This is a genomic window from Phreatobacter sp. AB_2022a, assembly GCF_026847585.1.
GTDB lineage: Bacteria > Pseudomonadota > Alphaproteobacteria > Rhizobiales > Phreatobacteraceae > Phreatobacter.
The window spans coordinates 75,416-101,321 of record NZ_JAPSET010000002.1; the positions used below are offsets into that span (position 1 = coordinate 75,416).

At 69.6% G+C, this 25,906-nt stretch carries 25 protein-coding genes; 13 read left to right on the plus strand and 12 right to left on the minus strand.

The window, feature by feature from the left end; translation table 11 throughout:
- Positions 1-68: 68 nt before the first annotated feature.
- The 3 genes from OZ671_RS01785 to OZ671_RS01795 are packed head-to-tail and all read right to left on the minus strand — an operon-like array spanning position 69 to position 3,551.
- Complete coding sequence (locus tag OZ671_RS01785; RefSeq protein WP_268859128.1) at positions 69-1,547, minus strand: glycosyltransferase; 1,479 nt, start codon at positions 1,545-1,547, stop codon at positions 69-71.
- A gap of 55 nt (positions 1,548-1,602) precedes the next feature.
- Entirely contained in the window at positions 1,603-3,084 is a 1,482-nt protein-coding gene (locus OZ671_RS01790) for an FAD-dependent oxidoreductase (protein ID WP_268859129.1), read from the minus strand.
- The gene (locus OZ671_RS01795; RefSeq protein WP_268859130.1) at positions 3,084-3,551 is read right to left on the minus strand and encodes a YbhB/YbcL family Raf kinase inhibitor-like protein; all 468 of its coding nucleotides are present in this window, start codon (positions 3,549-3,551) and stop codon (positions 3,084-3,086) included. The genes OZ671_RS01790 and OZ671_RS01795 overlap by 1 nt, the downstream gene beginning before the upstream one ends.
- A 176-nt stretch (positions 3,552-3,727) precedes the next feature.
- Here OZ671_RS01795 and OZ671_RS01800 point away from each other — a divergent pair, with 176 nt between their 5' ends.
- The gene (locus tag OZ671_RS01800; RefSeq protein WP_442957043.1) at positions 3,728-4,276 is read left to right on the plus strand and encodes a DUF305 domain-containing protein; all 549 of its coding nucleotides are present in this window, start codon (positions 3,728-3,730) and stop codon (positions 4,274-4,276) included.
- An 80-nt stretch (positions 4,277-4,356) separates the two neighbouring features.
- On the opposite strand, the gene OZ671_RS01805 is transcribed toward OZ671_RS01800, so the two are convergent.
- Entirely contained in the window at positions 4,357-5,862 is a 1,506-nt protein-coding gene (locus tag OZ671_RS01805; protein WP_268859131.1) for a M81 family metallopeptidase, read from the minus strand.
- A 249-nt stretch (positions 5,863-6,111) separates the two neighbouring features.
- Between OZ671_RS01805 and OZ671_RS01810 the strand changes: the two genes are divergently transcribed.
- The 5 genes from OZ671_RS01810 to OZ671_RS01830 are packed head-to-tail and all read left to right on the plus strand — an operon-like array spanning position 6,112 to position 11,320.
- On the plus strand, positions 6,112-7,704 hold the full coding sequence (locus tag OZ671_RS01810; RefSeq protein ID WP_268859299.1) for an ABC transporter substrate-binding protein: 1,593 nt from the start codon (positions 6,112-6,114) through the stop codon (positions 7,702-7,704).
- 31 nt (positions 7,705-7,735) lie between these two features.
- The gene (locus tag OZ671_RS01815) at positions 7,736-8,677 is read left to right on the plus strand and encodes an ABC transporter permease (RefSeq protein ID WP_268859132.1); all 942 of its coding nucleotides are present in this window, start codon (positions 7,736-7,738) and stop codon (positions 8,675-8,677) included.
- Positions 8,674-9,549, plus strand: a complete 876-nt coding sequence (locus OZ671_RS01820) for an ABC transporter permease (protein ID WP_268859133.1) — start codon at positions 8,674-8,676, stop codon at positions 9,547-9,549. Before OZ671_RS01815 ends, OZ671_RS01820 begins: the two co-directional genes overlap by 4 nt.
- The gene (locus tag OZ671_RS01825; protein ID WP_268859134.1) at positions 9,546-10,358 is read left to right on the plus strand and encodes an ABC transporter ATP-binding protein; all 813 of its coding nucleotides are present in this window, start codon (positions 9,546-9,548) and stop codon (positions 10,356-10,358) included. Before OZ671_RS01820 ends, OZ671_RS01825 begins: the two co-directional genes overlap by 4 nt.
- Positions 10,355-11,320, plus strand: coding sequence for an ABC transporter ATP-binding protein (locus OZ671_RS01830; RefSeq protein ID WP_268859135.1), 966 nt, complete (start codon positions 10,355-10,357; stop codon positions 11,318-11,320). Before OZ671_RS01825 ends, OZ671_RS01830 begins: the two co-directional genes overlap by 4 nt.
- A 62-nt stretch (positions 11,321-11,382) precedes the next feature.
- Here OZ671_RS01830 and OZ671_RS01835 read toward each other — a convergent pair whose 3' ends face one another.
- A complete protein-coding gene (locus OZ671_RS01835; RefSeq protein WP_268859136.1) occupies positions 11,383-12,156 on the minus strand; it encodes an IclR family transcriptional regulator in 774 nt (257 codons plus the stop codon).
- A gap of 134 nt (positions 12,157-12,290) precedes the next feature.
- Between OZ671_RS01835 and OZ671_RS01840 the strand changes: the two genes are divergently transcribed.
- The 3 genes from OZ671_RS01840 (at position 12,291) to OZ671_RS01850 (ending at position 15,121) form a co-directional block, all read left to right on the plus strand.
- Positions 12,291-13,604, plus strand: coding sequence for an aspartate aminotransferase family protein (locus OZ671_RS01840; RefSeq protein ID WP_268859137.1), 1,314 nt, complete (start codon positions 12,291-12,293; stop codon positions 13,602-13,604).
- A gap of 112 nt (positions 13,605-13,716) precedes the next feature.
- Entirely contained in the window at positions 13,717-14,766 is a 1,050-nt protein-coding gene (locus OZ671_RS01845; protein ID WP_268859138.1) for an AraC family transcriptional regulator, read from the plus strand.
- A complete protein-coding gene (locus OZ671_RS01850) occupies positions 14,669-15,121 on the plus strand; it encodes a PaaI family thioesterase (RefSeq protein WP_442957044.1) in 453 nt (150 codons plus the stop codon). Before OZ671_RS01845 ends, OZ671_RS01850 begins: the two co-directional genes overlap by 98 nt.
- Before the next feature lie 210 nt (positions 15,122-15,331).
- Here the strand turns inward: OZ671_RS01850 and OZ671_RS01855 are convergent, their stop codons facing one another.
- Positions 15,332-16,246, minus strand: a complete 915-nt coding sequence (locus OZ671_RS01855; protein ID WP_268859140.1) for a LysR family transcriptional regulator — start codon at positions 16,244-16,246, stop codon at positions 15,332-15,334.
- Positions 16,247-16,386: 140 nt separating this feature from the next.
- On the opposite strand from OZ671_RS01855, the gene OZ671_RS01860 reads away from it, so the two are divergent.
- From OZ671_RS01860 to OZ671_RS01875, 4 genes are read left to right on the plus strand one after another with little or no spacing between them, the layout of a single operon-like run.
- Complete coding sequence (locus OZ671_RS01860) at positions 16,387-17,433, plus strand: cupin domain-containing protein (RefSeq protein ID WP_268859141.1); 1,047 nt, start codon at positions 16,387-16,389, stop codon at positions 17,431-17,433.
- Positions 17,430-18,137, plus strand: coding sequence for a fumarylacetoacetate hydrolase family protein (locus OZ671_RS01865; protein WP_268859142.1), 708 nt, complete (start codon positions 17,430-17,432; stop codon positions 18,135-18,137). The genes OZ671_RS01860 and OZ671_RS01865 overlap by 4 nt, the downstream gene beginning before the upstream one ends.
- Positions 18,134-18,838, plus strand: coding sequence for a maleylacetoacetate isomerase (gene maiA, locus OZ671_RS01870; RefSeq protein WP_268859143.1), 705 nt, complete (start codon positions 18,134-18,136; stop codon positions 18,836-18,838). The genes OZ671_RS01865 and maiA overlap by 4 nt, the downstream gene beginning before the upstream one ends.
- Positions 18,839-18,896: 58 nt before the next feature.
- Positions 18,897-20,264 carry an MFS transporter gene (locus OZ671_RS01875; RefSeq protein WP_268859144.1) on the plus strand — a complete coding sequence of 456 codons (1,368 nt, stop codon included), beginning with the start codon at positions 18,897-18,899 and terminating at the stop codon, positions 20,262-20,264.
- 75 nt (positions 20,265-20,339) lie between these two features.
- On the opposite strand, the gene OZ671_RS01880 is transcribed toward OZ671_RS01875, so the two are convergent.
- The 6 genes from OZ671_RS01880 to OZ671_RS01905 all read right to left on the minus strand — a co-directional run bounded on the left by OZ671_RS01880 (position 20,340) and on the right by OZ671_RS01905 (position 25,363).
- Entirely contained in the window at positions 20,340-21,095 is a 756-nt protein-coding gene (locus OZ671_RS01880) for an enoyl-CoA hydratase/isomerase family protein (RefSeq protein WP_268859145.1), read from the minus strand.
- Between the two features lie 29 nt (positions 21,096-21,124).
- Positions 21,125-22,105, minus strand: coding sequence for a Bug family tripartite tricarboxylate transporter substrate binding protein (locus OZ671_RS01885; RefSeq protein ID WP_268859146.1), 981 nt, complete (start codon positions 22,103-22,105; stop codon positions 21,125-21,127).
- 38 nt (positions 22,106-22,143) lie between these two features.
- Positions 22,144-23,295 (minus strand): CaiB/BaiF CoA transferase family protein, encoded by a 1,152-nt coding sequence (locus tag OZ671_RS01890; RefSeq protein WP_268859147.1) that lies wholly within the window; start codon positions 23,293-23,295, stop codon positions 22,144-22,146.
- 78 nt (positions 23,296-23,373) lie between these two features.
- On the minus strand, positions 23,374-24,315 hold the full coding sequence (locus OZ671_RS01895) for a LysR substrate-binding domain-containing protein (protein ID WP_268859148.1): 942 nt from the start codon (positions 24,313-24,315) through the stop codon (positions 23,374-23,376).
- 153 nt (positions 24,316-24,468) lie between these two features.
- On the minus strand, positions 24,469-24,828 hold the full coding sequence (locus OZ671_RS01900; protein WP_268859149.1) for a hypothetical protein: 360 nt from the start codon (positions 24,826-24,828) through the stop codon (positions 24,469-24,471).
- 73 nt (positions 24,829-24,901) lie between these two features.
- A complete protein-coding gene (locus OZ671_RS01905) occupies positions 24,902-25,363 on the minus strand; it encodes a nuclear transport factor 2 family protein (protein ID WP_268859150.1) in 462 nt (153 codons plus the stop codon).
- Positions 25,364-25,906 lie beyond the last annotated feature (543 nt).

Here is a 25,906-nt window from a genome sequence, read left to right on the forward strand (position 1 = left end):
ACAGGGCTCTCCTTCGACCGCATTCGCGCGCGACGGCCGGCAGAAGGGCCCACGGGACGCATGCGCCGTCATGGCCAGCGAGCCCTGATCGTCTCGGCGATCAGGACCAGCCAGTTGCGGACCTGCGTGAAGACCAGGAAATCGTCATAGGCCCGCTGCTGGGCGCTGCGGCCGAGCGTCTCGCGCCGCCAGGGATCGCGCAGCAGGCCGTCCAGCGCCGCCGCGATCGCGCGCGGATCCTCGGGATCCGCCACGAGGCACCCGTCGAGATCGGGGCGGACCTGCTGGCGGAGCCCCGCAGCCTGCGATCCCATGATGGCCGCGTGCTTCCACATGGCTTCCGTCACGGTCAGCCCGAAGCCTTCCTGGAGCGAGTTCTGCACCACGATGTCGGAGCAGCGCTGCAGGGCGTTGACCAGCAGCGCATTGTATTTCTGCGAGCTCATCGGCAGAACGACGATCGCGATGTCGTCCTGCAGGTCCGGCGCCAGGGCGGCATAGGCCCTGCGCAGCTCCTCCAGCACCTCCCTGCCCTCGGGATCGTCCTGGATCGATGCCGGATCCGGGCCCGCCAGGACCAGCCGGGCGAGCTGCAGCGTGCGCCGATGCCCGTCGCGCAGGCCGGCCTTGCCGGGAAGATCACGCTTCAGCGCGGCGAAACCCTGCATCAGCGGCAGGAACCCTTTCAGCCGGTCCCAGCGCGAGACCTGGGTCACGATCGGGCGATGGAGCAGGCCGATATCCTCGGGCTCCGTCGCAGGCGCCCAGTTGCCGGTGCGCTGGAGCCGCTCGGCCGGCTGCGGGAAGGGCGGCGTCAGCATCGGCCCGGGCGCGCGGATCAGCGCGCCGTTGGCCAGGATCCCGACCAGCTTGTGAACCGACAAATCCCTGTTTTTGTGGCTCAGCGGATCGATGCCCGGATGAATGATCGATGCCCGTCCGGCAAGGCAGCTCGGAATGTATTCCGGGGCGGTGAAGACCGCGTGGTCGTAGGCCGATGCGCAGGCATCCAGGAAGCGCCAGGCGGCGCGGGTTTCCGGCGTCTTGCGGTCGAGGCCGATATGGCAGCGCCAGATCGCGGCGATCTCCTTCGTCCGTCTGAGGACAGCGCCCGCTCCCAGCGGCTGGGGGTCATGGACCACGAGCACGTCGCCGGGCGCGACATGATGCGCCGCCGCCGCGGCGGTATCGCGGCTGACCCGGTCGTAGAGCGCACGCTCGGTTTCACCGAGGTTCGGATCGCCCTCGCCGTGGATCAGGTTGTGGAGGCGTTTGGTGAGCCGGAAGAATTCGGGTTCGTCGGCGTCCATCACCAGCCAGTTGGCATCGACGCCGAGCTCGCGCAGCAAGGCGACGAGCGGCGGCAGCAGCTCGGCGACGCCGCCGCCGCGGCTGGTGCTGTTGATCATCCAGACGCGGCGCCCCTGAAGAGCAGGGAGCAGGCTCCGCGCTTCCTGGCGCAGATCACGCACCGCCCGGCTGAGATTGGCGACACCTTCGTAGTCGTCCAGCGACACGTTGTGCCTGGCCTCGACCAGATGCACCATGGCGAAACTCCCGCATCGTTCCTGCCCGCGCCGGCCGGTGGACGCGCGCGGATCGTCAGCCGAAACCCTTCGCCGGCGCGAGAGGCGTGCGCGCCGGCCCGTGGATGACGGCGCCGTCGGCCGCGAAGATCGAGCCATGACAGGGGCAGTCCCAGCTCCGCTCGACATTGTTCCAGGTCACCGTGCAGCCCTTGTGGGTGCAGGCGGCGGACAGCGCATGCAGCGTGCCGTCCGGCTCGCGCCACAGGGCGATCTTGTCCTCGCCCCTGACGATCACGCCTCCCTCGCCGGCGCCGATGTCGTCGGGGCCCGCGACATATGACCCGCTGTCGCCATTGTGATGGAAGCCGGACGGCAGCGGTCGCGCGGAATCGTAGAGCTCCGTCCACGGATGGCGCTTGCCGCGGATGCGATCGGCGATCATGAGGCCGGCCGCGGTGCCGTTGGTAATGCCCCAGGCATTGAAGCCGGTCGCAATGTGGAAGCCGGCCGCCCTGGCGGGATCGGGCTCGCCGGCCAGCGGGATCCGGTCGGCGGTGTCGTAGTCCTCGTTGCACCAGTGCCAGAGCGCTTCGCCGACCGGCAGATGCGCCCGCGCCCATTGCTCGAGCGCCGCAAACCGCGCGGCGACATCGCCGTCGAGGCCGGTGCCGAAATGCGGGCCGAGCACGACAAGGACCGGGCCCGAAGCGTCGCGCCCGGTGCGCAGCGAATGGGAAGGCTCCTCGGCGCTGATGAACATGCCGTCCACCGCGCCGGGATCGTCGGTGCGGAAGGCCATGACCACATGGCTGCGAGGCTGCGTGCGGTTCGCCATGCCGACCGGCGTCTGGATCGTCATGTTGGTGGCGACGACGACATGGTCGGCCTCGACCGCTCCGCGCGCCGTGACGGCGCGCCAGCGCGCGCCCTCGTCGATGGCGAGCACCCGGCTGTCCTCGTGAATCCGGCCGCCGCGCGCGACGACGGCTCGCGCCAGGCCCTCGAGATAGCGGACCGGATTGAACTGCGCCTGATCGGGGAAACGCAAGGCGCCGGCCGTCACGAAAGGCAGCGGCGCGCGCGCCACCACCTCGGCCGCGAGGCCGAGGCTGCGCGCCGCTGCCGCTTCCGCGTCGAGATCGCCGCGGCGGCCGGGGTCCTCGGTGTAGACATAGGCCGCCTTGCGCTCGACATCACAGGCGATGCCGTGCCCGGCGATCCACTGGTCGATCTGCGCCGCGCCGCACATGTTCGCCTCGGCATAGGCGCCCGCCCGCTCGGTGCCGACGCCGGCGATCAGGTCGCGATAGATGAGCCGGTGCTGCGTGGTGATCTTGGCGGTGGACCGGCCGCTGACCTGGCGCCCGACGCGCAGCCCTTCCAGTACCGTGACCGCGCGGCCCTGCTCCACCAGCCGCAGGGCGGTGGTCAGGCCGACGATGCCGGCGCCGACGATCACCGTCTCCGCGCGGTGGTCGCCGTCCAGCGGCGGGAAGGGCGCGGGCGCGGCGCCGGCGGCCCATACACTGCCCGTCCGGCCCGCCGGTTTCGCCATCAGCGGGCCTCGTAGGTGCCGACGAGCTCGGTGGAGGCGATGACATGCGGCCGCGCCCGATCGATGACGTCGGCAATGGGCGTCTTCGGTCCGCAATGCAACGTCTCGACATCGAGCGCCGAGAGGCGGAAATGGTAGTGGTGCACGCCATGTCCCCTGGGCGGCTGGGGACCGTCATAGCGGGCATTGCCGAAATCGTTGACGCCCCGGCCGAGGCTTTCGGTCTTGGCGCCGGCCGTGGTGCCCTCCGGCAGTTGACTGCGCTCGCTGGCGATATCGTAGATCGCCCAGTGGCGGAACAGGCCGCTCGGCGCGTCCGGATCCTCGACGACCAGGAGGAAGCTCCGGGTGCCCGCGGGTGGGTCGCGCCACCGCAGCGGCGGCGACAGGTTGCGCCCGTCGCGGGCATGCGTGTCCGGAATGGGCTGACCGTCGGCGAAGGCGGGACTTTCGAGCGCGAAAGCCATGGCGGGAACTCCCTGCTTTGCGGTGGCTCGACCTCGATTCCTGTGCCCGCGCGGATCGGTTCGGCAAGAACGCGCTGGGCCTCTCGATGTCCAGGGAACGCCGGGCGCCAATGGCGGGTTCCAGCCTGAGGCAGGTCGGAGGCTTCGATGCCTCCGGCCCGGAACGGGAGCGGCCCATGGCAGAACACGACCATCCTATGGCGCAGCACGATCAGGCGCCTCGTCAGGCGCACGACCATCCCGACCGCCACGGCGGGATCGGCTGGAACTATGGCATGCTCGCCGTCAACGTGCTGCTCGGCCTGGCCGTCATGTATCTCGGCATGTTCACGATGATCGACGGCTGGCACGATTTCCGCCAGAACATCAACATGGCCTATATGGCGCTGACCATGGCCGCCCCGATGGGCATCATCATGCTGGCGACGATGAGCCGGATGTATCCGCGCCGCGGCCTCAATACGGTGCTCTGTCTCGGCTTCGCCCTTCTCTGCATCGCCGCGCTGGCCGCCACCCGTGCCCAGACGCTTGTCGGCGACCGGCAGTTCATCGCCTCGATGATCCCGCACCATTCCGGCGCGATCCTCATGTGCCGGCAGAACCGCCTGACCGATCAGGAGCTCATCCGTCTCTGCGACGAGATCGTGAGGTCGCAGCAGCGGGAAATCGAGCAGATGAACCGGATCCGGTCGCGTCTGGACGGCCAGGCCGCCGCGCAGCGATGACGGAGGCGCCCGAGCCGCGGCGATGGCTCGGCCTCGTCGCCAGGCCTCGCCGGCCACCCCCGGCGCTTCCGCGGACGGCCTCAGCTGGACGAAGGGTCCCGGCTGATCGGGAACACGCCCTCCCGCAGGCGGGTATAGGGCAGTCCGGTGATCCGGCTCGTGCAGGGCCCCGGCGTCGCGACCGTGTAGCTGCCCTTGGCGATCGGATCATAGGCGCGCCGGTGCGCCACCGCCGCCTTGATGCCGATGGCCTTCAGCCGTTCCGGGTGGATGCCCTGCGAGCGGAACTGGGCGAGGTCGAAGGGCGGGGTCTTGCGGCTGGTCAGCAGCACGGTGACGCCGCCGGTGGTCACCACCGCGCTCGGTCCCATGCTGAACTCATGGCCCTGCGAGGCGGCAAGGTGGCTGTTGAGGTCCTCCAGCCGGAAGCGGCCGTCGCTCGCGCTGACGAAGGTGACATCCGCCTCGACCGGCCCTTCGGCAATGGCGCTGCCCTTGCCGCCGATGGAGAGCCGCCTGACCTCGCCGGGTTTCGCGCCGGCCAGCGCCGCGACGGCGGCGGGGTCGGCGATCGCCACCGCGCTGTCCGCAACCCCGTGGCGCAGGAAGGCGCGCAGCACCGAGGTGCCGTCGCCCGGCGCACCGCCGCCGATATTGTCGGCAGGTTCGACGATGAGATGCGGGCCGCCCGGGGCGGCCAGCGCCGCGCGCACCGCCGCGTCGATATCCCATTCCGGCGGCAGGCCGAGATCGCGCAACGCGATCGCGGTCCGGTTCAGACGATCGAGTGCGGCACGGGCATCCGCCTCCGGCCCGGTGGTGGCGAGCGAGAAGGCGACACCCGCCTCCGGCACGTCGGAGAAGGAATAGCCGCCGACGACATTGACCACCCAGATGTCCGGATTGTCCCGCTCGATGCTGCGCGCCAATGCTTCGAGGTCGCGCATCGGCCGGTCGGCCGTGCCTGTGCCGGTCGGCGGCCAGACGACCGGCGCATTGACGGAGACCATGCGCGGCAGGCGCCGCTCGTTCAGCGCCCGCGCCAGCAGCTTGGCCGACCGCACCGCCGCCTCGCGCGCATCGCTGTGCGGGTTCTCCCGATAGGCGACGAGCGCATTGGCGTGATCCGCCATGGCGGCGGTGAAATTGGCATGCAGGTCGAAGACGCCGAAGACGGGAATGTCCGCGCAGCCGGGAACGCTCCTGATCCGCGCCAGCAGGGTGCCTTCCGGGTCGGTGCAGGCCTCGGTCACCATCGCCCCGTGCAAGGCGAGCCAGATGCCGTCGAGCCGGCCGGCGGCGAGCGCGGCGTTCAGAGCCGCCTCGCATTCGGCGAGAAACTGGTCGAATACGGCCTGGTCGACCGTGCCGGACGGCAGCGCCGTATAATCGACCGTCGGCACCACCACCCAGCCTTCGGCCTCCGCGACCTCGAGGAAGCCGTCGACGGTCGAGCCGTCGCCCCGCCGCGCCAGCACGTCGTCGGCGCGACGGATGCTGAAATCGGCGAGCCGGGTGACCTCGTCGACGAAACTGTGCGTCTCGTGAAAGAGCGCGGCGAGCAGGATGCGGCGGCGCTCGGCCATGGCGGACGGTCCTTCCCTCTTTGCGGCATTCGGCCCGCCCATTTCGCCCCCTCGGGCCGGACCGGATCAAGCCGGGCTCGTTCCTTCTGGTGAAACAGCCGATCCTTGACGCGAATTTGCGCCCTTCCTAGCCTGATCCGAGAAGGGCCGAGACCGCCGGTCTTTCGACGACGAACCGGGCGCCCAGCCGTCCGCGGAGCACGCCGGGAACCGGCGGCCTCGACAATATCCGGGGGAGGGTCGCGCGTGATGACATCGCCGTTTCCGATGGCGCAGTTGCCGGTGGCCGCGGGCGGCCCGTCGCGGCGCAGCCTGCTGCAGATCCTCGCCGCTGTCGGCGCGGGTACGGCGGTACCCGGCGTATGGAACGGGCCGGCCCTCGGCCAGGCACCGGTTGCCGGCGGCACGCTCACCATCGGCGCCGATGCGGATCCGATCGGCCTCGATCCGGTGACAGTCACGGCCTTTTCGTCCTTCGATTTCACCAGCCTGATCTACAGCGGCCTCCTGCGCTGGAACGCCGAGATGAAGATCGAGCCGGATCTTGCGACCGGCTTCGAGCAGCCCGATCCGACGACCTACATCTTCAAGCTGCGGCAGGGCGTGACGTTCCACAACGGCCAGCCCTTCACGGCCGCCGACGTCAAGCACACGTTCGACCGGATCATGCACCCGGCGACCGGCAGCCGGCTGAGGGCGCTCTATTCCAGCATCGAGACCGTGACGGCGGTCGATCCGACCACGGTGCGCTTTGCCCTCAAGACGACGGACGCGGCTTTCTTGAGCAATCTCGCGACCAATCCGAACGGCGCCATCGTGCCCAGGGGCGTGGACGGCCTCGACCGGCGGCCGGTCGGCACCGGCCCCTTCGCCTTCGAGGCCTATCAGCCGAACCAGCAGTTCGCGCTGACGCGCCATGCCGGCTATTACGAGCCCGGTCAGCCCCATCTCGCCCGCGTCGTGTTCAAGTTCTACAAGGACCAGGCGACGCTGACCTCGGCGCTGCGCTCGCGCGCCATCGACATGACCTGGCTGAAGGATCCGAAGGTGGCGGCCGCCATCACCCGCGCCGCGCCCAACTTGGTTTCGGCTCCCGGCCAGACCTCGCGCACCTTCCCGATCTGGCTGAACATGAAGGCCAAGCCCCTCGACGACGTCAGGGTACGCCGCGCGCTGAGCCTTGCGACCAACCGCAAGGCCTCCCTCGACACGGTGCTCGGCGGCTCCGGCAAGATCGGCGCGATGATCCCGGAAAGCCAGGTCGGCGGCTATGACGGCACCGGCGAGCTGCCCTACTACCGGCACGATCCGGCGGCGGCGAAGGCGCTGCTCGCCGAAGCCGGCCATGCCGACGGCATCGATCTCGGCGACTACATCATCGTCGCGGCCAATCCGCTCGACGTCGCCTGCGCGCAGATCCTGCAGCAGCAATGGCAAGCGGCCGGCATCACGGTGAAGCTGGTGCCGATGGAGACCGCGCCGCTGCTCAACATGTGGGCCACCGGCACCTGGCCGACGCTGCTCTCGGTGGCGCTGTCCTGGACGCCGGATCCCGATACGATCTTCCAGTATGTCCGGTCCGACAGCGGCTTCGGAAAGGCGATGGGCGCCAGCGACGCCGAGCTCGACCGGATGATCCTGGAGGCGCGTGCCGAGCTCGACACGGCAAGGCGCGCCGCGCGCAACCTCGACATCCAGAAGCGCATCGCCGACCAGGCCTATGTGCTGCAGATCTACCAATATCCGCTGCGCTGGGAGATCTGGTGGAACCATGTCCACGGCTACGTGCCGCTGGCGGCCAACATCCGCTCCTTCGTGCGCACGACATGGCTGAAGAAATAGCGTCCGGCCACCGGCGAGGGAACCGGCTGCAATGACTCGCTTCATCCTCGGCCGTCTCGCCGCGATGGCGGCGATCCTCCTCGGCGTCTCGCTCGTCGCCTTCCTTCTGATGCGCGCGATCCCCGGCGATTTCGCGGTGGCCGCCGCCGGCGCCCAGAATGTCGGCCCTGACGTGCTCGCCGCGATCCGCCGCGATCTCGGCCTCGATCAGCCGCTGATCGCGCAATATCTCGCCTGGCTCGGCCATGCGCTGAAGGGCGACCTCGGCACCTCCTTCGTCACCCGCCAGCCGGTGCTCGGCGAGGTCGTGGGCCGGCTCGCCGTCACCTTCGAGCTGACCCTGATCGCCGCCGTCATGGCCGCGGTCCTGGGCCTCGCCACCGGGCTCGCCGCGGCCCGGCTCGGCGGCTTCGTCGACTGGCTGCTCCGGCTCGTCAACGGCTTCGTGCTGGCCGTGCCGAACTATGTCGTCGCCACACTGATCGTGCTGCTGTTCGGGCTCTACCTGCCCGGGGTCACGATCTTCGGCTACACGCCCTTCTTCGAGGCTCCGCTCGCCAATCTCGCGAGCCTCCTGCTGCCGGCTCTCGCGCTGGCGCTCGGCGTCTCCGTGACGATCGCCGAGAACACCCGCGCGGCGGTGCTCGAGGTCGCCTCGCAGGATTTCGTCATGGTTGCCCGCGCCAAGGGGCTGAGGCCCCGGACGATCCTCGGCCACTATCTCCTGCGCAACGCGCTCACCCCGGTCATCACCGCCGCCGGCCTCAAGATCGCCGCCCTGCTCGGCGGCTCGATCCTGGTCGAGACCATCTTCGCCATTCCCGGCATGGGCCAATATCTCTTCGATTCCATCACCAGCCGCGACTATCCGGTGATCCAGGCCATCGTGCTGGTCGCCGCCGGCATCGTCGTGCTGGTCAATACGGTCATCGACATCGCCTATGCGCGGGTCGATGCGCGGGTGCAGATGTGAGCGACGTCGCGGAGGACACACACCTTGGCGCGGCCACGCCGGCGGCGCGCCGGCGCCGGCCCGCGAGCCGGGGCGGGCTGCTGGTCGGCATCGGCCTTGCCATGCTCGCGGCCATGCTGATCGTCACGGTCTTCGCGCCGCTGATCGCGCCCTTCGATCCCGCCGCCACATCGCCGGATTCGCTCGCCGGCGCCAGCGCGCGGCACTGGCTCGGCACGGACCAGATCGGCCGCGACGTCTTGAGCCGCCTGATCGTCGGCGGCCGCACCACGCTCATGATCACGGTCAGCGCCGTCGCCATCGCGCTGGTCGCCGGCCTGGTCCTCGGCCTCGCCGCCGGCTATTGCGGCGGCTTCGTCGACGAGACGATCATGCGCGTGCTGGACGTCGTCTTCGCCTTCCCGGTGCTGCTGCTCGCCATCGCCGTCGTCGCCGCCCTCGGCCCGACCGTGCCCAACCTCATCGTCACCATCGCCATCGTCTATACGCCCGCCATGGCGCGGGTGGTACGTGCGCCGGTGCTCAGCGTGAAGCGATGGGACCATGTGGAAGCGGCGCGCAGCATCGGCATGAGCGAGCTGCGCCTCGTGCTGCGCCACATCCTGCCCATCGTGGCCTCGCCGATCCTGGTCGCGACCAGCCTGACCCTGTCGCAGACCATCTTCACCGTCACCGCCCTGTCCTTTCTCGGCCTCGGCCCGCCGCCGCCGGATCCCAACTGGGGCGGCATGCTTTCGGAAGCGCGCCAGTTCATGGAGCTCGCGCCGCTCACGGTGATCGGCCCCGCCGCCGCCATCGTCTTTGCCACGCTCACCTTCATCGTGCTCGCCAACGGCCTGCGCGAGGTGCTGGATGTCGGGGGATCGCGATGACGGTGCCTCTCCTCAGCGTGCGCAACCTGACCGCCAGCGTCGCGACGCGCCATGAACGCGTCCAGGCCGTCCGCGGCATCTCCTTCGACATCGGCGCCAACGAGGCAGTCGGCTTCGTCGGCGAATCCGGCTGCGGCAAGAGCGTGACGGCTCGCGCTCTCATGCGGCTCGCGCCGGAAGGGGCTGCGATCGACCTCGGCGGCTCGATCCTCTTCCGCGGCGAGGACATCCTGGCGCTCGACGAGGCCGCGATGCGCGACCTCCGTGGCCGGCGCATCGCCATGGTGTTCCAGGATCCGATGACCTCGCTCAACCCGGTCATGACCATCGGCGCGCAGATGGCCGACATGCTGCGGCGTCATCTGAAACTCTCCGGCGCGGCGGCGCGCGAACGCGCCATCGACCTCCTCGGCCTCGTCGGCATTCCCGATCCGGAGCGCCGCATCGACTGGCACCCGCACCAGTTCTCGGGCGGTCAGCGCCAGCGCGTGCTGATCGCCATCGCCATTTCCTGCGAGCCGGATCTCTTGATCGCCGACGAGCCGACGACCGCGCTCGACGTCACCGTGCAGGCGCAGATCCTCAGGCTGCTCATGCGGCTGCGGCAGGAGCGCGGCATGGCGCTGATGCTGATCACCCACGATTTCGGCGTGGTCGCCGGCATGGTCGACCGGGTCAACGTCATGTATCGCGGCGAGATCGTCGAAACCGGACCGGTCGGCGAGGTCTTCGCTTCGCCGCGGCACGCCTATACCCGGGCGCTGCTCGACGCGGTGCCCCGCCTCGACGGCATGGGAAGCGCACGATGACCGCGACGCCGCCTCTCGTCGAGGTCCGCGACCTCTCCGTCCTGTTCCCGGCCCGGGCGGGCGGGCGGCCCGTCAAGGCCGTCGAAAAGGTCTCCTTCGCCATCGCGCCGGGCGAGACGCTCGGCCTGGTCGGCCAGTCCGGTTCCGGCAAGACCACCACCGGCCGGGCCGTGCTGCAGCTCCAGAAGGCGCATGAGGGTTCGGTCAGGCTGCGCGGCGAGGAGCTGACGACGCTGCGCGGCCGCGCGCTGCGCGGCATGCGGCGGCACATGCAGTTCGTCCTGCAGAACCCCTATTCGAGCCTGCATCCGCGCATGACCATCGAGGCGATCCTCGCCGAACCGCTGATCGTCCATCGCACCGTGCCGGCCGGCCAGCGCCGCGAGCGGGTGGCGGAGCTGCTCGAGCTCGTCCATCTCGACCCGGCGATGATGCGCCGCTATCCGCACGAATTCTCGGGCGGCCAGCGCCAGCGCGTGGTCATCGCCCGGGCGCTGGCGGTCAATCCGGACTTCATCGTCTGCGACGAGCCCGTCTCGGCGCTCGACGTGCGCACGCAGGCGCAGATCGTCGCGCTGCTCAAGTCGCTGCAGGAAAGGCTCGGGCTCTCCTATCTCTTCATCGCCCACGATCTCGCCATCGTGCGGGAGATGGCCCACAAGGTCGCCGTCATGTATCGCGGCCACGTCGTCGAGATGGGGCCGACCGCCGAGGTCTACGATCGCCCGGGCCATCCCTATACCCGCCTGTTGCTCGACGCCGTGCCGGTGCCCGATCCGGCCCTGCAGCGGGAACGGCTGAAGCGCGCGCCGCCCGATCTCGGCTTCCTGGATGGCGACGGCGGCGCCTGCATCCATGGCGAGGACCACGCGCGGACGGGCACGCCCTGGCGGCACGAGGTGTCGTCCGGCCACGTCGTGTCGTGCCGCTACTGGCCGCGGGACGGAACCCGGGGATCGTGACGGCGAAGCGGCCTTGCACAAGACATCGCTGTGACGCGAGGCCCGACGCGCGGCTCCTCGCCTCAGCCCGAGCCGAGCCGCGCCGAAATGCCGGACGCCACCTCGCGCAGGCGCTTGCCGGCCTTGGCCGCCAGCGAAGGAGGCATGCGCATCAGTGGCGCGGAAATGCTGAGCGCGGCGACCGGATAGCCGCGCTCGTCGAGGATCGGCACGCCGACGCACATGGCCCCGTCCTCGTTCTCGCCCATTTCGGTCGCGTAGCCGAGCCTGACCGCCTGCTTGAGCTGGCGCGCGACCTCGTCGCGGTCGATCAGCGTGCGGCCGGTGCGCTCGGCGAGCGGCAGGTCGAGCTGGCGCTGCCGCTCGGCCTCGGGGAGGAAGGCGAGGATGGCCTTGCCGAGCGCGGTCGAATGCATGGGGTGGCTGTCGCCGATGCGCGCCTGCATGCGCAGCGAGCGGTTGGCCTCGATCAGGTCGACATAGACCACGGTGCCATTGCCTTTGACCGCCAGATTCACCGTCTCGTTGAACTCGTGCATCAGCTCGATCATGGCCGGCCGCGCGCATTCGCGGATCCTGGTGATGCTGGCATCGGCGCGGGCGATCGCCCGCAGCCGCGGCCCGACCGTGTAGCGGTCGGTCGCCCTGTTGTGATCGAGGAAGCCGGCCGCCGACAGCGTCTGCAGATAGCGGAAGGTGGTGGTCTTCGGAATGCGCAATTCCCGGCTGACCGCGGTCAGCGCGATCTCGTGGCCGTGCCGCGCGACCAGCTCCAGCACGCCGAGCGCCTTCATGACGGGCTGGACGAGATAGGGATTGTCGGACGTCTTCGCCATGTCGGCCTCGCCTGCCCGCGACGCCAGCCGCATAGCCTGCATCCTCGAATTCCGCAAGACGAAACTACTGTTCCTTGTGATGGTGCAGCCGCTCTGGTCTGCTCGGCCCCGGAACGTCAAGCGGAGGACAGGCAATGGCGGCGAACGGCACGCAGCAGGCGCAAGGCCTGAGCTTCGAGGAATCGGCCCGGCAGATCGCGCGCAACGCGCGCTACATGGCCGGCGGCGTGAACAGCAATTTCCGCCTCGGCATGGTGCCCGGTCCGCTCGTCTTCGAGCGCGGCGAAGGGCCCTATCTCATCGATGTCGATGGCAACCGGATCATCGACTACTATTGCGGCATGGGCGCGACCGTGCTCGGCCATTCGCCGGCGCCGGTCATCGAAGCGGTGAGGCGGCAGTCCGAAAAGGGCATTCTGTTCGCCGGCCAGGCGCCGGTCGAATATGAAGCGGCCGAGCTCGTCTGCATGCGCGTGCCCTGCGCCGAGCGCCTGCGTTTCGGCTCGTCCGGCTCGGAGGTGGCGCAGGCCGCCATCCGCCTCGCCCGCGCCGCTACCGGCCGGCGCACCATCGTCAAGTTCGAGGGCCATTATCACGGCTGGTTCGACAACATCCTCTGGTCGACCGCGCCCGGGCTCAATGCCGCCGGTCCCGACGAGGCGCCGATACCGGTCGTCGGCAGCCGCGGCCAGGACCCGGCGGGCCACGAGGGCCTGTCGATCCTCGCCTGGAACGACCTCGCCGCGCTCGAGGCGCGCCTTGCCCAAGGCGACGTCGCGGCCGTGCTGATGGAACCGGCGATGTGCAACCAGGGCGCCATCGCACCCGCCGCCGGCTATCTCGAGGGCGCACTCGCCGCCTGCCGCAAGCACGGCGCGCTGCTGATCTTCGACGAGGTCATTACCGGCTTCCGCCTCGCCGCCGGCGGCGCGCAGGAACGGTTCGGCGTGACGCCGGACCTCGCCATCATGGCCAAGGCCATCGCCAACGGCTTTCCGGTGGCGGCGGTCGCAGGGCGCGCCGAGCTCATCGACCTCTTCGCCGACGGCGTCCTGCACGGCGGCACGTTCAATGCCCAGCCGATCGCCATGGCGGCCCTCGTCGCGACCCAGAAGGCGCTGACGGCCGAGCACTATGCGACGAGTTCGGTGCACGGCCAGCGCCTTCAGGACGGCATCCGGGACATCCTCAACGGCGCCGGCATCAAGGCCCAGGTCGCGGGCTTCCCGCTGATGTTCCACGTCGCCTTCGGCCTCGACGCGCCGGCCCGCAACTATCGCGACGTCGCGCGTGCCGACAAGGCCGCCTATCAGCGCTTCGCCCTGGCGCTGCTCCGGCGCGGCGTGCGCGTCTTGGAACGCGGCGCCTGGTTCGTCTCGTCGGAACATGATGCGGCGATCGTCGATGCGACGCTGGAGGCCGTGCGCGGCGCGGCGGCCGAAGTCTGAGCCACAGGCGCCGGGCCCCGCCGCCCTTTCGCGCCAGGCGGTCGATCGCTGCGACAGCCGGCCAGCCATCCGGGCGCGCCTTTCGGCATTGCCGTCGGAGCGAAGGCCGCCGATGATGCGGCAGGAACAGGCCGGCGAGCGCTTCGGCCGGACCGCCGGAACGCGTCTTGACCCATGCCTGCCAATGGCTGACACGGCCTCCTTCTATGTCGAGCTGGCGCCGCGGGATCGCCGCCGGAACCCGGTCGACCACCTCTTCATGCTCCACGACTGCGGGCGGTTGATCGGCGCCGAGGCGAAGCTGTTCTCGTCGCCGTTTCTCGAGATCTGCCTGGTCGGGCGGCGGCAGGCAGGAGGTGCGGGCGAAACCGCGGCGCCCCTGGCCTGGACGGCCGTCTGCCGCAAGCCCCGTTTCGGCCAGCGGCCGCGGTCACGCCCGTTTCACGGCTGGATGCTCGGCTTCCGCTGCCGGCCTCTCGACATTGCCTGGGAGGGCGCGGCGCTGCTCGGCCTTGCCAGGTCCTTCGTTGCAGAGGTCGAGGGCGGCGCCACACCGGATGCGATCGCCCATGCCCTCGATGACTGGGCCGGAGCCGTTTGCGCGGCCCTTGCGGTTCGCACGGATACCGGACGGGGGCGGCCTGCCGACGAGCCGGCCGCCGACCCGGTCGACCGATGCCTCGCGGCATTGGCGCCGGGACGCGCGGCCAGTGTCATGGCACTGGCCGCAAGCACCGGCCTTGCGCCGCGCACGCTGCAGCGGCGGTTCCTGAGCCGCGCCGGCCTGCCGCCCAAGCGGCTCATGACGCTTCAGCGCTTCACCCGCGCCATGGCGGCCATCGCCTCCGGCGGCAACCTCGCACAGGTCGCCCTGGAGGCGGGCTATTGCGACCAGGCGCATCTGAGCGCCGATCTCAAACGCCATGCCGGCCTGTCGCCGAGCCGGTTTCGCGCGCTGGCAGAACGGCAGGTGATGCCGGCCCCTGTCCGATTTTTCCAAGACGAAGATCTGCAACAGCGGGCACGTCTCGTCATGCGCCATTGCGCTGAGGAGATTGCCGGAGATGAGCTTCGTTCCCAAGGACCCCGATTTCGACGCCCGCGTCCGCGCGAGCTTCGCGCGCCAGACGGCCATGACGAGCCTCGGAATCGAGATCGCTGAGCTCGGCGCCGGCGCCATCGTGCTGCGGATGGGCTATGCCCCCGCCTATACCCAGCAGCACGGCTTCATCCACGCCGGCATCATCGCCACGGCGCTGGATTCGGCCTGCGGTTATGCCGCCTTCTCGCTGATGCCCGACGATGCCGCGGTCCTCACGGTCGAGTTCAAGACCAACCTGATCGCGCCCGCGGCCGGCGACGTCTTCCTGTTCCGCGCGCGTGTCGTGAAACCCGGCCGCACCATCAGCGTCTGCGACGCTAAGGCCTTCGCGGTGCAGGCCGGACGCGAGAAGCTGATCGCGACCATGACGGGCACCCTGATGGCCGTGTTCGGCCGCGAGGCGATCACGCATTGAGCGCGGTCGGTCATGTCCGGCCAAAGCGACGGCTCGGCGTGAGCAGCGGCTCGGCATGACCCGCCGCCGGCGAAACATTCGACGGACATGGCCAAGATCTTGCCGTTTCTCTGTTCTTCGGGAGGTAACTGGAGATCACGGTCAAAATGGTCTGTGACGGATCCGAGACCATCGGCTCCGTCCGATCCCGCCATGCCACCGATGCTTATATCAATCTTCACCATGCAACCGGCCTTGCACGCATGCGGCGGCAACCTGGCGAAAGGCCTCGACGGCGGCGTTCGTCCTCTCCGCGCGGAAGCAGATCCGCAGCTCGTAATGCGGCATGACGGTTGCCACCGGCCGGTAGACGACATCGGCGGCCTGGATGGCCGTCACCCATTCCGGCACGAGCGTGATGCCGAACCCCGCGGCGACCAGCGCCAGCAGCGTATGGACCTGGCGCGCCTCCTGCACGATGCGCGGCGCGAATCCCGCATCGGCGCAGGCGGAGAGGACGATCTCGCCGAGCCGCGTCTGCAGCTGCGGCGGGAACAGCACGAAGGGCTCGTCCGCGAGCATGGCGAGGCTGAGCCGCGCATGGCCGGCCAGCCGATGGCCCCGCGGCAAGGCCACTAGGAAGGGGGCCGCGACCAGCACCTCGGAGGCGATGGCGGGCGCAGGCAAAGCAGCCGGCAAGGGCGCGGGAACCAGCGCGACATCGAGACTGCCTTCGGCAAGGCCCGCGATCAGCGCGACACGATCGGTCTGGTGCAGCCTCAACGCGACGCCGGGATAGCGTCCGTGGAAGGTCCGCAGGACAGTGCTGAGCCTCGACCAGATCGCATTGTCGACGAAACCGAATTCGAGCTGGCCGATCGCTCCGGTGCCCGCGGCCCGCGCCGCCCGCGCGGCGGCGGCCGCCTGCGCCAGGGTGCGCTGGGCCTCGGGCAGGAAGACCCGGCCGGCCTCGGTCAGGCTCACGCGATGCCGCGACCGGTCGAGCAGGCGGACGCCGACATCCGCCTCCAGCAGCCGGATATGCTGGCTGATGGCGGACTGGGCGATGTGCAGCTGTTCGGCGGCACGGCCGAAATGCAGCTCTTCGGCGACGCGGACGAAGGTGCGCAGGTGCCGCAATTCCATCAGGAATCTCCTGATTTGTGATCTCAAATTGAGATCATAGAATTATGAATCGATATTGGACAGAGATAACGAGCGCGCCCTAGCGTTCCCTGGATCCGGCCGGACCGGCCGCCAAAGGAACACGACGGGAGCAACGCGCCATGAGCGACAGCCTGGGGACCCTGGAAGAGCTGCCATCCGACTACCGCGCCGCCATGGCTTCCGCCGGCGTCGCGCCGCTCTGGCCGTCGATGCGCGTCATGCTGCCCCATGGCGCGCCGGTCCCCGCGACGCAGGCGCACCATTGGGCCTTCGGCGTGCTGCGCCCGCTGCTGATCAGGGCCGGCGAACTGACGCCGGTGGAAAAGGCCGAGCGCCGCGTGCTCGTGCTCTGCGACCCCGGCCGCAACGGCGCCCTGCAGGCGACCGCCAGCATCTATTGCGGCCTGCAGTTGCTGCTGCCGGGCGAGAGCGCGCCGGCCCACCGGCACACGCCGAGCGCCGCCCGCATCGTCGTCGAGGGCGACGGCGCCTATACCATCGTCAACGGCGACAAATGCCGGATGGAGCGGGGCGACCTGATCCTCACCCCCGGCGGCATGTGGCACGACCACGGCCATGACGGCGACGGCCCGGTCATCTGGCTGGACGCGCTCGACCTGCCGGTGCTGGTCGGCCTCGAAGGCTCCTATGCCGAGGAAGGCCCGCTGCAGCCGGCGCGCAACCGGCCGGATGCCTCGGCGGTCGAATACAGCCAGCCGGGCCTGGTGCCGCACCGCGCGCCCGGCGCGCCGCGGCCGCGCTTTCCCATGCTGCGCTATCCCTGGCGCAACACGGAAAGCGCGCTCAGGGCAATCGCCGCCCATGCCGGCAGGACCGATCCCGTCGCGCTCGACTACGTCAATCCGGAAACCGGCGACAGCTGCCTCAACATCCTCGGCTTCACCGCCATGATGATCCGGCCGGGCGAGACCATCCGGCTGCCGACACGGTCGATCAGCTCGGTCTTCCATGTCGTCGGCGGCAGCGGCACGGCAGCCGTCAACGGCGCCGGTTTCAGCTGGGACGCGCGCGACAGTTTTTCGGCACCGGTCTTCTCGACGGTCGATCTCTCCGCCTCGAGCCGGGAGCCGGCCTTCCTGATCCGCATCCATGACGGGCCGCTGCAGGAGAAGCTCGGCTACTACGAGGAGCGCGGCCGGGCATGACCGACACTGCCGCCATCCGCTATCTGTTCCCGCCGGCGCCGCCGGTCGCCATTCCCGTCGACGGCGACGGCCGGCTGCTGCCGGTCGGCCGGATCTTCTGCGTCGGCCGCAACTATGCCGACCATGCCAGGGAAATGGGGGTCGAGGTCGACCGCGAGGCGCCGTTCTATTTCACCAAGCCGGCGGACGCGATCGTTCGGAGCGAGGCCGCCATCCCCTATCCGCCGGGGACGGCGGACTATCACTACGAAATGGAGTTCGTCGTCGCGATCGGCACGCCCGTCCATGCCGTGCCGCCCACGCGGGCGCTTGACGCCGTGTTCGGTTATGCGACCGGGCTCGACATGACGCGCCGGGACCTGCAGCTGGAGGCGCGCGCCAAGGGCCGCCCGTGGGATCTCGGCAAGGCCTTCGAACAGTCGGCGGTCATCGGCCCCGTCACGCGGCGCGAGGCGTTCGGTGCGATCGGCGGCCAGACGATCCGGCTGACCGTCAACGGCGCGGTCCGCCAGGAGGCGCGGCTTTCCGACCTCGTCTGGAGCGTGCCGGAGCTCGTCTCCCATCTCTCGCGCTTCTATCACCTCGCACCGGGCGACCTGATCTATACCGGCACGCCCGCCGGCGTCGGCGCGGTGGCTGCCGGCGACAGGCTGGACGGCACGATCGACGGGCTCGCCCCCGTGCGCCTGACGATCACGCCATGACCCGCCCCGCCCCCGCGCCGGACCGGCCGGCCGCGTCCGGCGCGGCCGTCTCGAGCCTCACCTTCTACGGCTATTTCCGCAGTTCCGCCTCCTGGCGCTGCCGGATCGCCTTCAATCTCAAGGGCATCGCACCGGAATTCGTCGCGGTGCACCTGCGGCGCGAGGGCGGGCAGCACCGAAAGCCCGCCTATCGGGCGATCAACCCGCAGCAGCTCGTTCCCGCCCTGGCGGTCGGATCCACCATCCTCACCCAGTCGCTCGCGATCATCGAGTGGCTGGAGGAAACCCTGCCCGACCCGCCCCTGCTGCCGGCGGAGCCGCTGCGCCGGGCCGCCGTGAGGGCCTTCGCCCATGCCATCGCCATGGACATCCACCCCCTGGGCAATCTCCGGGTGCTCAATCACCTCGCCGGCACGGCGGGCTGGGACGAGGCGGCGGCGCACGGCTGGGCACGACACTGGATCACCGAAGGGCTCGGCGCCTGCGAGCGCCTGCTGCAGGGGCGCGGCGGCGAGCGCTACTGCTTCGGCGACATGCCCGGGCTCGCCGACCTCTGCCTCGTGCCGCAGCTCGGCAATGCACGGCGCTTCGGCGTGGACCTCGCCGCCTTCCCGCGGCTTGCCGCGGTCGACCGGCTGTGCGCCGGCCATCCGGCCTTCGTGGCGGCGCTGCCGGACCGGCAGAGCGATGCCGAGCCCTGACGGGCGCGGCCGCAAGAATCCAGAAACGACCAAACAACGACAGAGGGAGAAACGAACCATGGCTGCACCATCGGGAGGGGCGCTCGACATCACGGCAGTGGTCGACCGCAGCCCCATCGGCTCATTCCAGCGCCTGACCCTGGCGCTCTGCGGCCTGGTGCTGATCATCGACGGCTTCGACGTCCAGGCGATCGGCTATGTCGCACCCGCCATCGTCGCCGAATGGCAGGTCGGCAAGGGCGCGCTCAGCGTCCTCTTCACCGTCAGCGTCGCCGGCGCGATCCTCGGATCCCTGCTGCTCGGCATCCTCGCCGACCGCTGGGGCCGCCGCCCGGTGCTGATCGGCAGCACGCTGTTCTTCGGCCTCGGCATGCTCTCGACCGCCTGGGCCCGGTCCTTCGAGGAGCTGCAGTGGATCAGGCTGATCACCAATATCGGCCTCGGCGGCGTCATGGCCAATGCCATGGCGCTGGCTGGCGAATACAGCCCCGCCCGCTGGCGCGTGACGCTGATGATGCTGATCTCCTGCGGCTATACGTTCGGCGCCGCCATCGGCGGCCTGGTGGCGGCCGTGCTGATCCCGTCTTTCGGCTGGCGGTCGGTCTTCGTCTTCGGCGGCATCGCGCCGCTCGTCATCGCGGCCGCCATGCTCGTCTGGCTGCCGGAATCGATGCAGCTGATCATCGCCCGCGGCTGGAGCACCCAGCGCATCGCCGGTTGGCTGAAGAGGATCGATCCGGCCGTCGAGGCCGGCCCGGCCACGCGCTATCACCGCCCCGATGTGACGAAGGGCCGGCTCGCCGACCTGTTCCGGGACGGCCGCGCGCCGATGACGCTGATCCTCTTCGCCATCTGCTTCATGAACCTGCTCGACCTTACCTTCCTCTCCAACTGGGTGCCGACGGTGCTGCGGGGCATGGACTTCTCGCAGACGCATGCCGTCCTCGCCGGCACCACGCTGCAGATCGGCGGCACGATCGGCACGGTGGTGATGGGCATCCTCATCGACCGCCTCGGTTTCGCCCGCGTCCTGGTGCCGTGCTTCCTCGCCGCCGCGATCGGCATCGTCCTGCTCGGCAATCCCATGGGGTCGATCGCGATCGTCTTCGCCGCGGCCTTCGTCGCCGGCTTCGGCATCATCGGCGGCCAGCCGGCGGTGAATGCCTTCGCCGGAACCCGCTATCCGACGACGCTGCGCGCCACCGTGATCGGCTGGGGCCTCGGCATCGGCCGGCTCGGCGCGCTCTCCGGCCTGATGGGCAGCGGCGCGCTGATGGCCCAGCAATGGCCGATCGGCCTGATCTTCGTGCTGGTCGCGATCCCCGCCCTGATCTCGGCGATCCTGACCGCCGTCATCGTGGGTATCAAATGGACGCCGGAGAGTACGGCGCCGGACCTGGCCGCAACTGTTCCCGCGCGGAACTAGCGTCCGGCCGTCGGCGGCACGACGGCCGACCCTGGGAGGCCCGCGCCACGAGGTGCGGGCACCTCAGCCAGCGACCTATCGCCCATCCCGCCGCCGCAGGAAACCGGCAAGGCCGGCGCGGGCTTCGTCGGTGTTGATGGCGCTGCAGAAATTCTCGACCGCATAGCCGATCTCGCTGCGCGTGTCGGTCGCGCGCATGAAGGCGTCGCGGGCGCGCTTCATGACGCCGGGCGGTTTCTCCGCGAAGATGCGGGCAAGGCCGAGCGCCGCCTCGACCACCTTGTCGTCGTCGACGACGCGGCTGACGAGGCCGAGCTCATAGGCCTCCGCGGCCGAGAAGGCACGGCCGGTGAACAGCAGCTCGAAAGCCCGGTGCCGGCCGACGATGCGCGGCAGGTGACCGAAATGAATGGCCGGGATCAGCCCGACATCGATCTCGGGATAGCCGAATGTCGCGCTTTTTCCCGCGATCAGCACGTCGTTCGAGATCGCCAGCGTCATGCCGCCGGCACGCGCCGCCCCGGCGACCGCCGCAATCGAGGGCTTGCCGAGATGGTACTGCGCCTCCGACAGCTCGACATAATGCTTGCGCAGCAGCGCATGGATGTCCTCGCCGCGGCCGCCGCTCAGGATGTTGATGTCGAGCCCCGCGCTGAAACGGCGAGGTATCGCGCTTTCGATGACGACGACGCGCACATCGTCGTCGGTGCGCGCCGCACTGAGATGGCCGAGCAGCGTTTCCACCATGGGCAGGCTCAGCGCATTGGCCGGAGCATGATCCAGCACGATGCGCGCGATGTGATCTTCGACGCGATAGTGGATGGGGGACATTCGGGTCACCGTTCGTCGTTGGGGACAGGTCAGCTTGCCGGGCCGAGGCCGATCTGCCGGGCGACGTCGAGCCAGCCCTCCGTCGCCCGCTCCAGGAAGCCCTGAAGGTTCGCGCGCGGCACGATGAGGGCATCGGCGCCGCGCGCCCGCAGCTGGTCCGCATAGGCCGGGCCGCTCGCGATCGGATCGAAGGCATCCTGCAGGCGCGTCATGATGGCCGCCGGCGTGGCGACCGGCGCCATCAGCGAGAAGCCGAAATTCAGGTCGAATCCCTCGAAGCCCGCTTCCTTCATCGTGGGAATGTCGGGCAGGACCGAGGAGCGCGTGGCGGAGGTGACGGCGAGCCCGCGCACGGCACCGGCGCGAATCTGCTCCGCCGACGTCGTGATGTTGTCGAACAGGAAGTCGAGCTGGCCCGAGAGGATGTCGGTCAATGCCGGAGCGCTGCCGCGATAGGCCACCGGCACGGCCTCGAAACCGGCCTTCTTCTGGAACAGCAGGCTGAGGATATGGGGCGAGGTGCCGTGGCCGAAGGTTCCGAAGGTCAGGCCGCGCGGCATCCTGGCGCCGAGCCCGGCCAGCTCCCGCACCGTCTTGACGTCGTGCTTGCCCGGCTTGACGACGAGCACGTTCGGCAGGGCGGCGGTGGTGCCGACCGGCGTGAAATCCTTCAGCGGGCGCAGCCGCGACGCCGGCAGGAGCAGCGGATTGAGCGCCTGCGTCGCGATCGTCGTGTGCAGCAGCGTGTAGCCGTCGGGATCGGCGTCGGCGACGCCCTGCGCGCCGAGATTGCCGCTTGCGCCCGGACGGTTCTCGATCACCATCTGCTGGCCCAGCGCATCGCCGAGCGGCTTGGCGACGAGCCGCGCGACGAAATCGGTCGGTCCGCCGGCCGCAAAGGGCACGATGATCCGGATCGGCCGGGTCGGCCAGTCGCTCGAGGCCTGCACCCGCGGCGCCATCAGGCAGAGCCCGCCGGCCACCATGCTGCGCCGTGACATCCAGGTCATGTGCCGTTCCCCCTTTTTCGTCCTGTTGCAGGGCGCTTTCATCGGCGCTCTTCGGTCGCGTTCAGCGCCGCGAGAACCGCGTGCGTATCGGCGCCCAGCTTGAGATGCGGGCGCCGCGGTTTCGGACGCTCGCCGTCGATCGACAGCGGCAGCCCGACCAGCCGGATCTCGCTGCTGCCGGGGCTCGCCTCGATGATGTCGAGCGCACGCGTCTGCGCATGGTCCAGGACCTCGGGGATCTCCATGATCGGTGCGCAGGGAATGCCCTTTGCCTCGAGCAGCGTGATCCATTCGTCGCGCGGCTTCCGCCTCAGCGCGGCGGTGACGAGGCCTTCGAGCTCGGCGCGGGCCCTGACGCGGCCGTCATTCATGGCGAACCGGCTGTCTCCGGCCCATTCCGGATGACCGAGAACCTCCGCCAGCCGCGCGAACAGGCGATCATTGCCGGCGGCGACGATCAGCGGCCCCGTGGCAGTCGGGAAGGTGCCGTAGGGCACGACCGAAGGATGGCCGGACCCGAGCCGTGCCGGCCGCGCGCCCGAAGCCAGATGGTTGGCGATGGGAATGCCGGTCCAGCACAGGGCGGTCTCGAACAGCGAGGTCTGGACGAGGCGCCCCTCGCCGGTCCGCGTCCGGTCGAACAGCGCGGCGAGAATGCCGATCGCCGCCCACATGCCGGTGCCGAGATCGCTGATCGAGGGGCCGGACCGGACCGGCAGGCCGCCCGGCTCGCCGGTGATGCTCATGATGCCGCTGAAGGCCTGGAGCAGCAATTCGTAGCCCGGCCGGTCCTTGAGCGGGCCGGCATGGCCGAAGGCGCCGATGTCGGCATAGATCAGACGCGGATATTTCGTGCGCAGGGCGACGGCACCGAGCCCGAGCGCGTCGGCCGCGCCCGGCCGCATATTGTGCACGAAGACATCGGCCGAACCGATCAGCCCGACCATGCTGTCGAGGCCTTCTTGCGTCTTCAGGTCCAGCACGACGCTTCGTTTGTTGCGGTTCATCTGGTGGAACAAGGCCGCGTCGCCGTCCCAATAGGGCGGACCCCAGCCGCGGGCATCGTCGCCGCCGTTCGGCTTCTCCACCTTGATCACATCGGCGCCGAGATCGGCGAGGATCTCCGCCGCGAAGGGAGCTGCCAGAATCTGGCCGAGCTCGATCACCCGGACGCCGCGCAACAAGGCCATCTGTCCCACTCTGTCTTGACCTGTCGCCACTCGTATCGGAGCGGACCGCGGCTGGATAAGACAGAATGGATCTGGCAGTCAGAGCGCTTTGTTATGGCTGCCGACGAAGCGGCCGGGCCAGAGTGCGTCGTCGATCAGCCGGCGCGTGGTTTCGACGATCACGTCGGCGACGGCGAGCGCAGCGCGCGTCGGCGGAACCTCCGACGACCGGCAGAGAATGACGCGCCGCGAAATGACGGGTTCGACGATCCGCCGCGCGCTCAGGCGGCCGTCGGCAAGCTCGGCCCGGACGGAGGCCAGGGTCAGGATGGTGTGGCCGATGCCGGCGGCGACGAAGTCCTTCAGCTGTGGCACCGCGTCGACCTCGCCGACCGTGTCGAGGGCCAGCCGGTTCTTCCGCGCATAGTCGTTGATCAGTTCGCGCAGCGAATGCGGACGGCCCGGCAGGACCAGCGGCAGCCGCGCGGCCTGCCTGAAAGCGATGGTGTCCCCGGGCGCGCCGCTCGGCAGTGCGGCCGGGCTGACGAGGTAGAGATCCTCCTCGACCAGCGGCGTCTCCTGGATGGCCGGGTCGTTCTGCGCCTTGAAGGTGATGCCGAGATCGATCTGGCGCTGCCTGAGCAGGGTCGGGATATGGCCGGTATTGCTCTCGCTCAGCCGCAGCGCGACGCCGGGAAAGGCGCTCATCGCCTGCTGGAAGACCGGCAGGGCCAGCGTCTTGGCGACCGACTGGGTCATGGCGAGCACGACCTCGCCGACGGCCGAGGCGGCATGGCCCCGGACGTCCTCCTTGGCCTGGGCGATCCTGGCGAGGATGTCGCGGGCATGCGCGTAGAGCCGCGCGCCGCTTTCCGTCGCCGTTACGCCACGGGCGGTCCGGTGCAGCAACTCGGTGTCCAGGTCCCGTTCCAGATTGAGGATGTGCAGGCTGAGCGCCGGCTGGGCGATGCGCAGGCGCAGGGCGGCACGCGAGACCGAGCCCTCCTCGACCACGGCCGCGAAATATGTGAGAGCCCGCACGTTCATCCGGTCACCAGCGCCAAGGTGTCTGCGGCTCCCCGGCTGCCGGAAGGGCCGTCGTCGCCTGAATATTCGCGCCTTCGGCACAAACAAAGAAGCCCCGTCCTCGCGGGGCCTGGTTGAGCGCGGGAGGACCTGCCGGTGCGGGCCCGGTCAGCCGCTCCGCCGGAAGCGGCTGACCGCGGCCGCGGCAAGGCCGCCCACGCCCGCTCCGATCAGGGCATAGCCGAGCAGGTCGTTCATCAGCCCGCTCCGATTCGCATTCGCGATCGCGATGGCCGTCTGCTGCGCGCTGAGATTGGCGACCCGCGCATCCATCATCGCGACGAAGCCCGGCTCGCCACATTTCGGCAGGAGCGCGCCTTTCGTTTCGGCGTTGGCGCCGTAGGCGGCAGCGACATTGGCCTCGCAGCGGGCGCGATCGGCGGGATTGAAGTCCATGCTCGTCTGCTGGAGATAAAATCCTGCAGCGAGGCAGGCAAAGCCGAGACCTGCATAAGCAATCGGGCGCATCGGCCTTTCCTTCGTCGACGAGAAAGGCGCCCGGCGCGGCCGGGCGCTCATGCTGGCTGAATGCAGGGCTCGCCTAGAACATCGTGTTCTGGTTCGCCGCACTCTGCGGGACGGGCTGGATCACGTCCCAATGCTCAACGATCTTGCCGTCCCGCACCCGGAAAATGTCGACGACGGCCGATCCGAGATCTTCAGTCGAACGCCGCGCGTGAACGTGAAGATAGACGAGATCGCCGTCTGTCGCGCTGCGCACGATCCGCACATTGTAGCGCGGATTCTGCCTGAAGAACGAGGAGAAGAAATTGACGAACGGCGCCCTGCCGTCGGGCACGCGCGGATTGTGCTGCCGATAGTCAGGCGCGATGACACGGGCAGCCTCCTCCGTCTCGTGCCTGTTGAAGAAGCGATCGTAGAACTCCAGCACGATGCGCCGGTTGGCCTCCTCGGCCAGGAGGTTCCGCTCCGCGGCTCCGGCCGGGCCGGCGTGCAGGCCGGCGAGGATCGCCACCGTCAGAAGGAATTTTACGAATGCCATGATCGCGGTCTTTCTCCAGCGCCCAAATTGCCAAGGCTTCGGGCCGGCCTCCGCGCTAGCTGGAGACGTGTGAAGCAATGTTCAAATTGGTAATTTCAAACCGGATCATGAGCACCCCCGATCGGGTCCGGTCGGCGCCGCGCGCCATGGCGGGAAAAGACGGCGGCGCCGCAGCTGGCAGGAGCTGCGACGCCGCTGGCCGGGCAGCGCCGGGGGCCTTTCAGGCGCTCACCAGCGGCCTGGAGGCCGACGCGTCCGGTATGGGACTGGCCGGAGCCATGAGCGAGGGTGAGGTCGTCGTCGGCGGTGGCGAAGAGGCTGACGCTTTGCGTGATCTGGCCAGATGCGCCGATGCCGAACCGTATCCGGCGGCCGCCGGGCGCAACCGGGCGCGCCGGTCTCCAGCGAGGCGGCCAAACCGCAGCCCTTGGCGGCAAGGCTCTCGTCCGGCACCGAGGTCGCGCTGATCGCGCCGCAACGGATTGCCCGCAGCATCGATCGCTTTTCCGAGTCTCCGATGGCGGAACGCTGCGCCGAAAGCCG

Coding starts and splice junctions, on each gene's coding strand:
- OZ671_RS01865 (WP_268859142.1), top strand. CDS start 17,430: ATGACCGACACTGCCGCCATCCGCTATCTGTTCCCGCCGGCGCCGCCG.
- OZ671_RS01885 (WP_268859146.1), bottom strand. CDS start 22,105: ATGACCTGGATGTCACGGCGCAGCATGGTGGCCGGCGGGCTCTGCCTG.
- OZ671_RS01800 (WP_442957043.1), top strand. CDS start 3,728: ATGGCAGAACACGACCATCCTATGGCGCAGCACGATCAGGCGCCTCGT.
- OZ671_RS01875 (WP_268859144.1), top strand. CDS start 18,897: ATGGCTGCACCATCGGGAGGGGCGCTCGACATCACGGCAGTGGTCGAC.
- OZ671_RS01810 (WP_268859299.1), top strand. CDS start 6,112: ATGACATCGCCGTTTCCGATGGCGCAGTTGCCGGTGGCCGCGGGCGGC.
- maiA (WP_268859143.1), top strand. CDS start 18,134: ATGACCCGCCCCGCCCCCGCGCCGGACCGGCCGGCCGCGTCCGGCGCG.
- OZ671_RS01815 (WP_268859132.1), top strand. CDS start 7,736: ATGACTCGCTTCATCCTCGGCCGTCTCGCCGCGATGGCGGCGATCCTC.
- OZ671_RS01795 (WP_268859130.1), bottom strand. CDS start 3,551: ATGGCTTTCGCGCTCGAAAGTCCCGCCTTCGCCGACGGTCAGCCCATT.
- OZ671_RS01790 (WP_268859129.1), bottom strand. CDS start 3,084: ATGGCGAAACCGGCGGGCCGGACGGGCAGTGTATGGGCCGCCGGCGCC.
- OZ671_RS01785 (WP_268859128.1), bottom strand. CDS start 1,547: ATGGTGCATCTGGTCGAGGCCAGGCACAACGTGTCGCTGGACGACTAC.
- OZ671_RS01825 (WP_268859134.1), top strand. CDS start 9,546: ATGACGGTGCCTCTCCTCAGCGTGCGCAACCTGACCGCCAGCGTCGCG.
- OZ671_RS01905 (WP_268859150.1), bottom strand. CDS start 25,363: ATGGCATTCGTAAAATTCCTTCTGACGGTGGCGATCCTCGCCGGCCTG.
- OZ671_RS01840 (WP_268859137.1), top strand. CDS start 12,291: ATGGCGGCGAACGGCACGCAGCAGGCGCAAGGCCTGAGCTTCGAGGAA.
- OZ671_RS01805 (WP_268859131.1), bottom strand. CDS start 5,862: ATGGCCGAGCGCCGCCGCATCCTGCTCGCCGCGCTCTTTCACGAGACG.
- OZ671_RS01850 (WP_442957044.1), top strand. CDS start 14,669: ATGAGCTTCGTTCCCAAGGACCCCGATTTCGACGCCCGCGTCCGCGCG.
- OZ671_RS01880 (WP_268859145.1), bottom strand. CDS start 21,095: ATGTCCCCCATCCACTATCGCGTCGAAGATCACATCGCGCGCATCGTG.
- OZ671_RS01855 (WP_268859140.1), bottom strand. CDS start 16,246: ATGGAATTGCGGCACCTGCGCACCTTCGTCCGCGTCGCCGAAGAGCTG.
- OZ671_RS01890 (WP_268859147.1), bottom strand. CDS start 23,295: ATGGCCTTGTTGCGCGGCGTCCGGGTGATCGAGCTCGGCCAGATTCTG.
- OZ671_RS01835 (WP_268859136.1), bottom strand. CDS start 12,156: ATGGCGAAGACGTCCGACAATCCCTATCTCGTCCAGCCCGTCATGAAG.
- OZ671_RS01860 (WP_268859141.1), top strand. CDS start 16,387: ATGAGCGACAGCCTGGGGACCCTGGAAGAGCTGCCATCCGACTACCGC.
- OZ671_RS01830 (WP_268859135.1), top strand. CDS start 10,355: ATGACCGCGACGCCGCCTCTCGTCGAGGTCCGCGACCTCTCCGTCCTG.
- OZ671_RS01845 (WP_268859138.1), top strand. CDS start 13,717: ATGATGCGGCAGGAACAGGCCGGCGAGCGCTTCGGCCGGACCGCCGGA.
- OZ671_RS01900 (WP_268859149.1), bottom strand. CDS start 24,828: ATGCGCCCGATTGCTTATGCAGGTCTCGGCTTTGCCTGCCTCGCTGCA.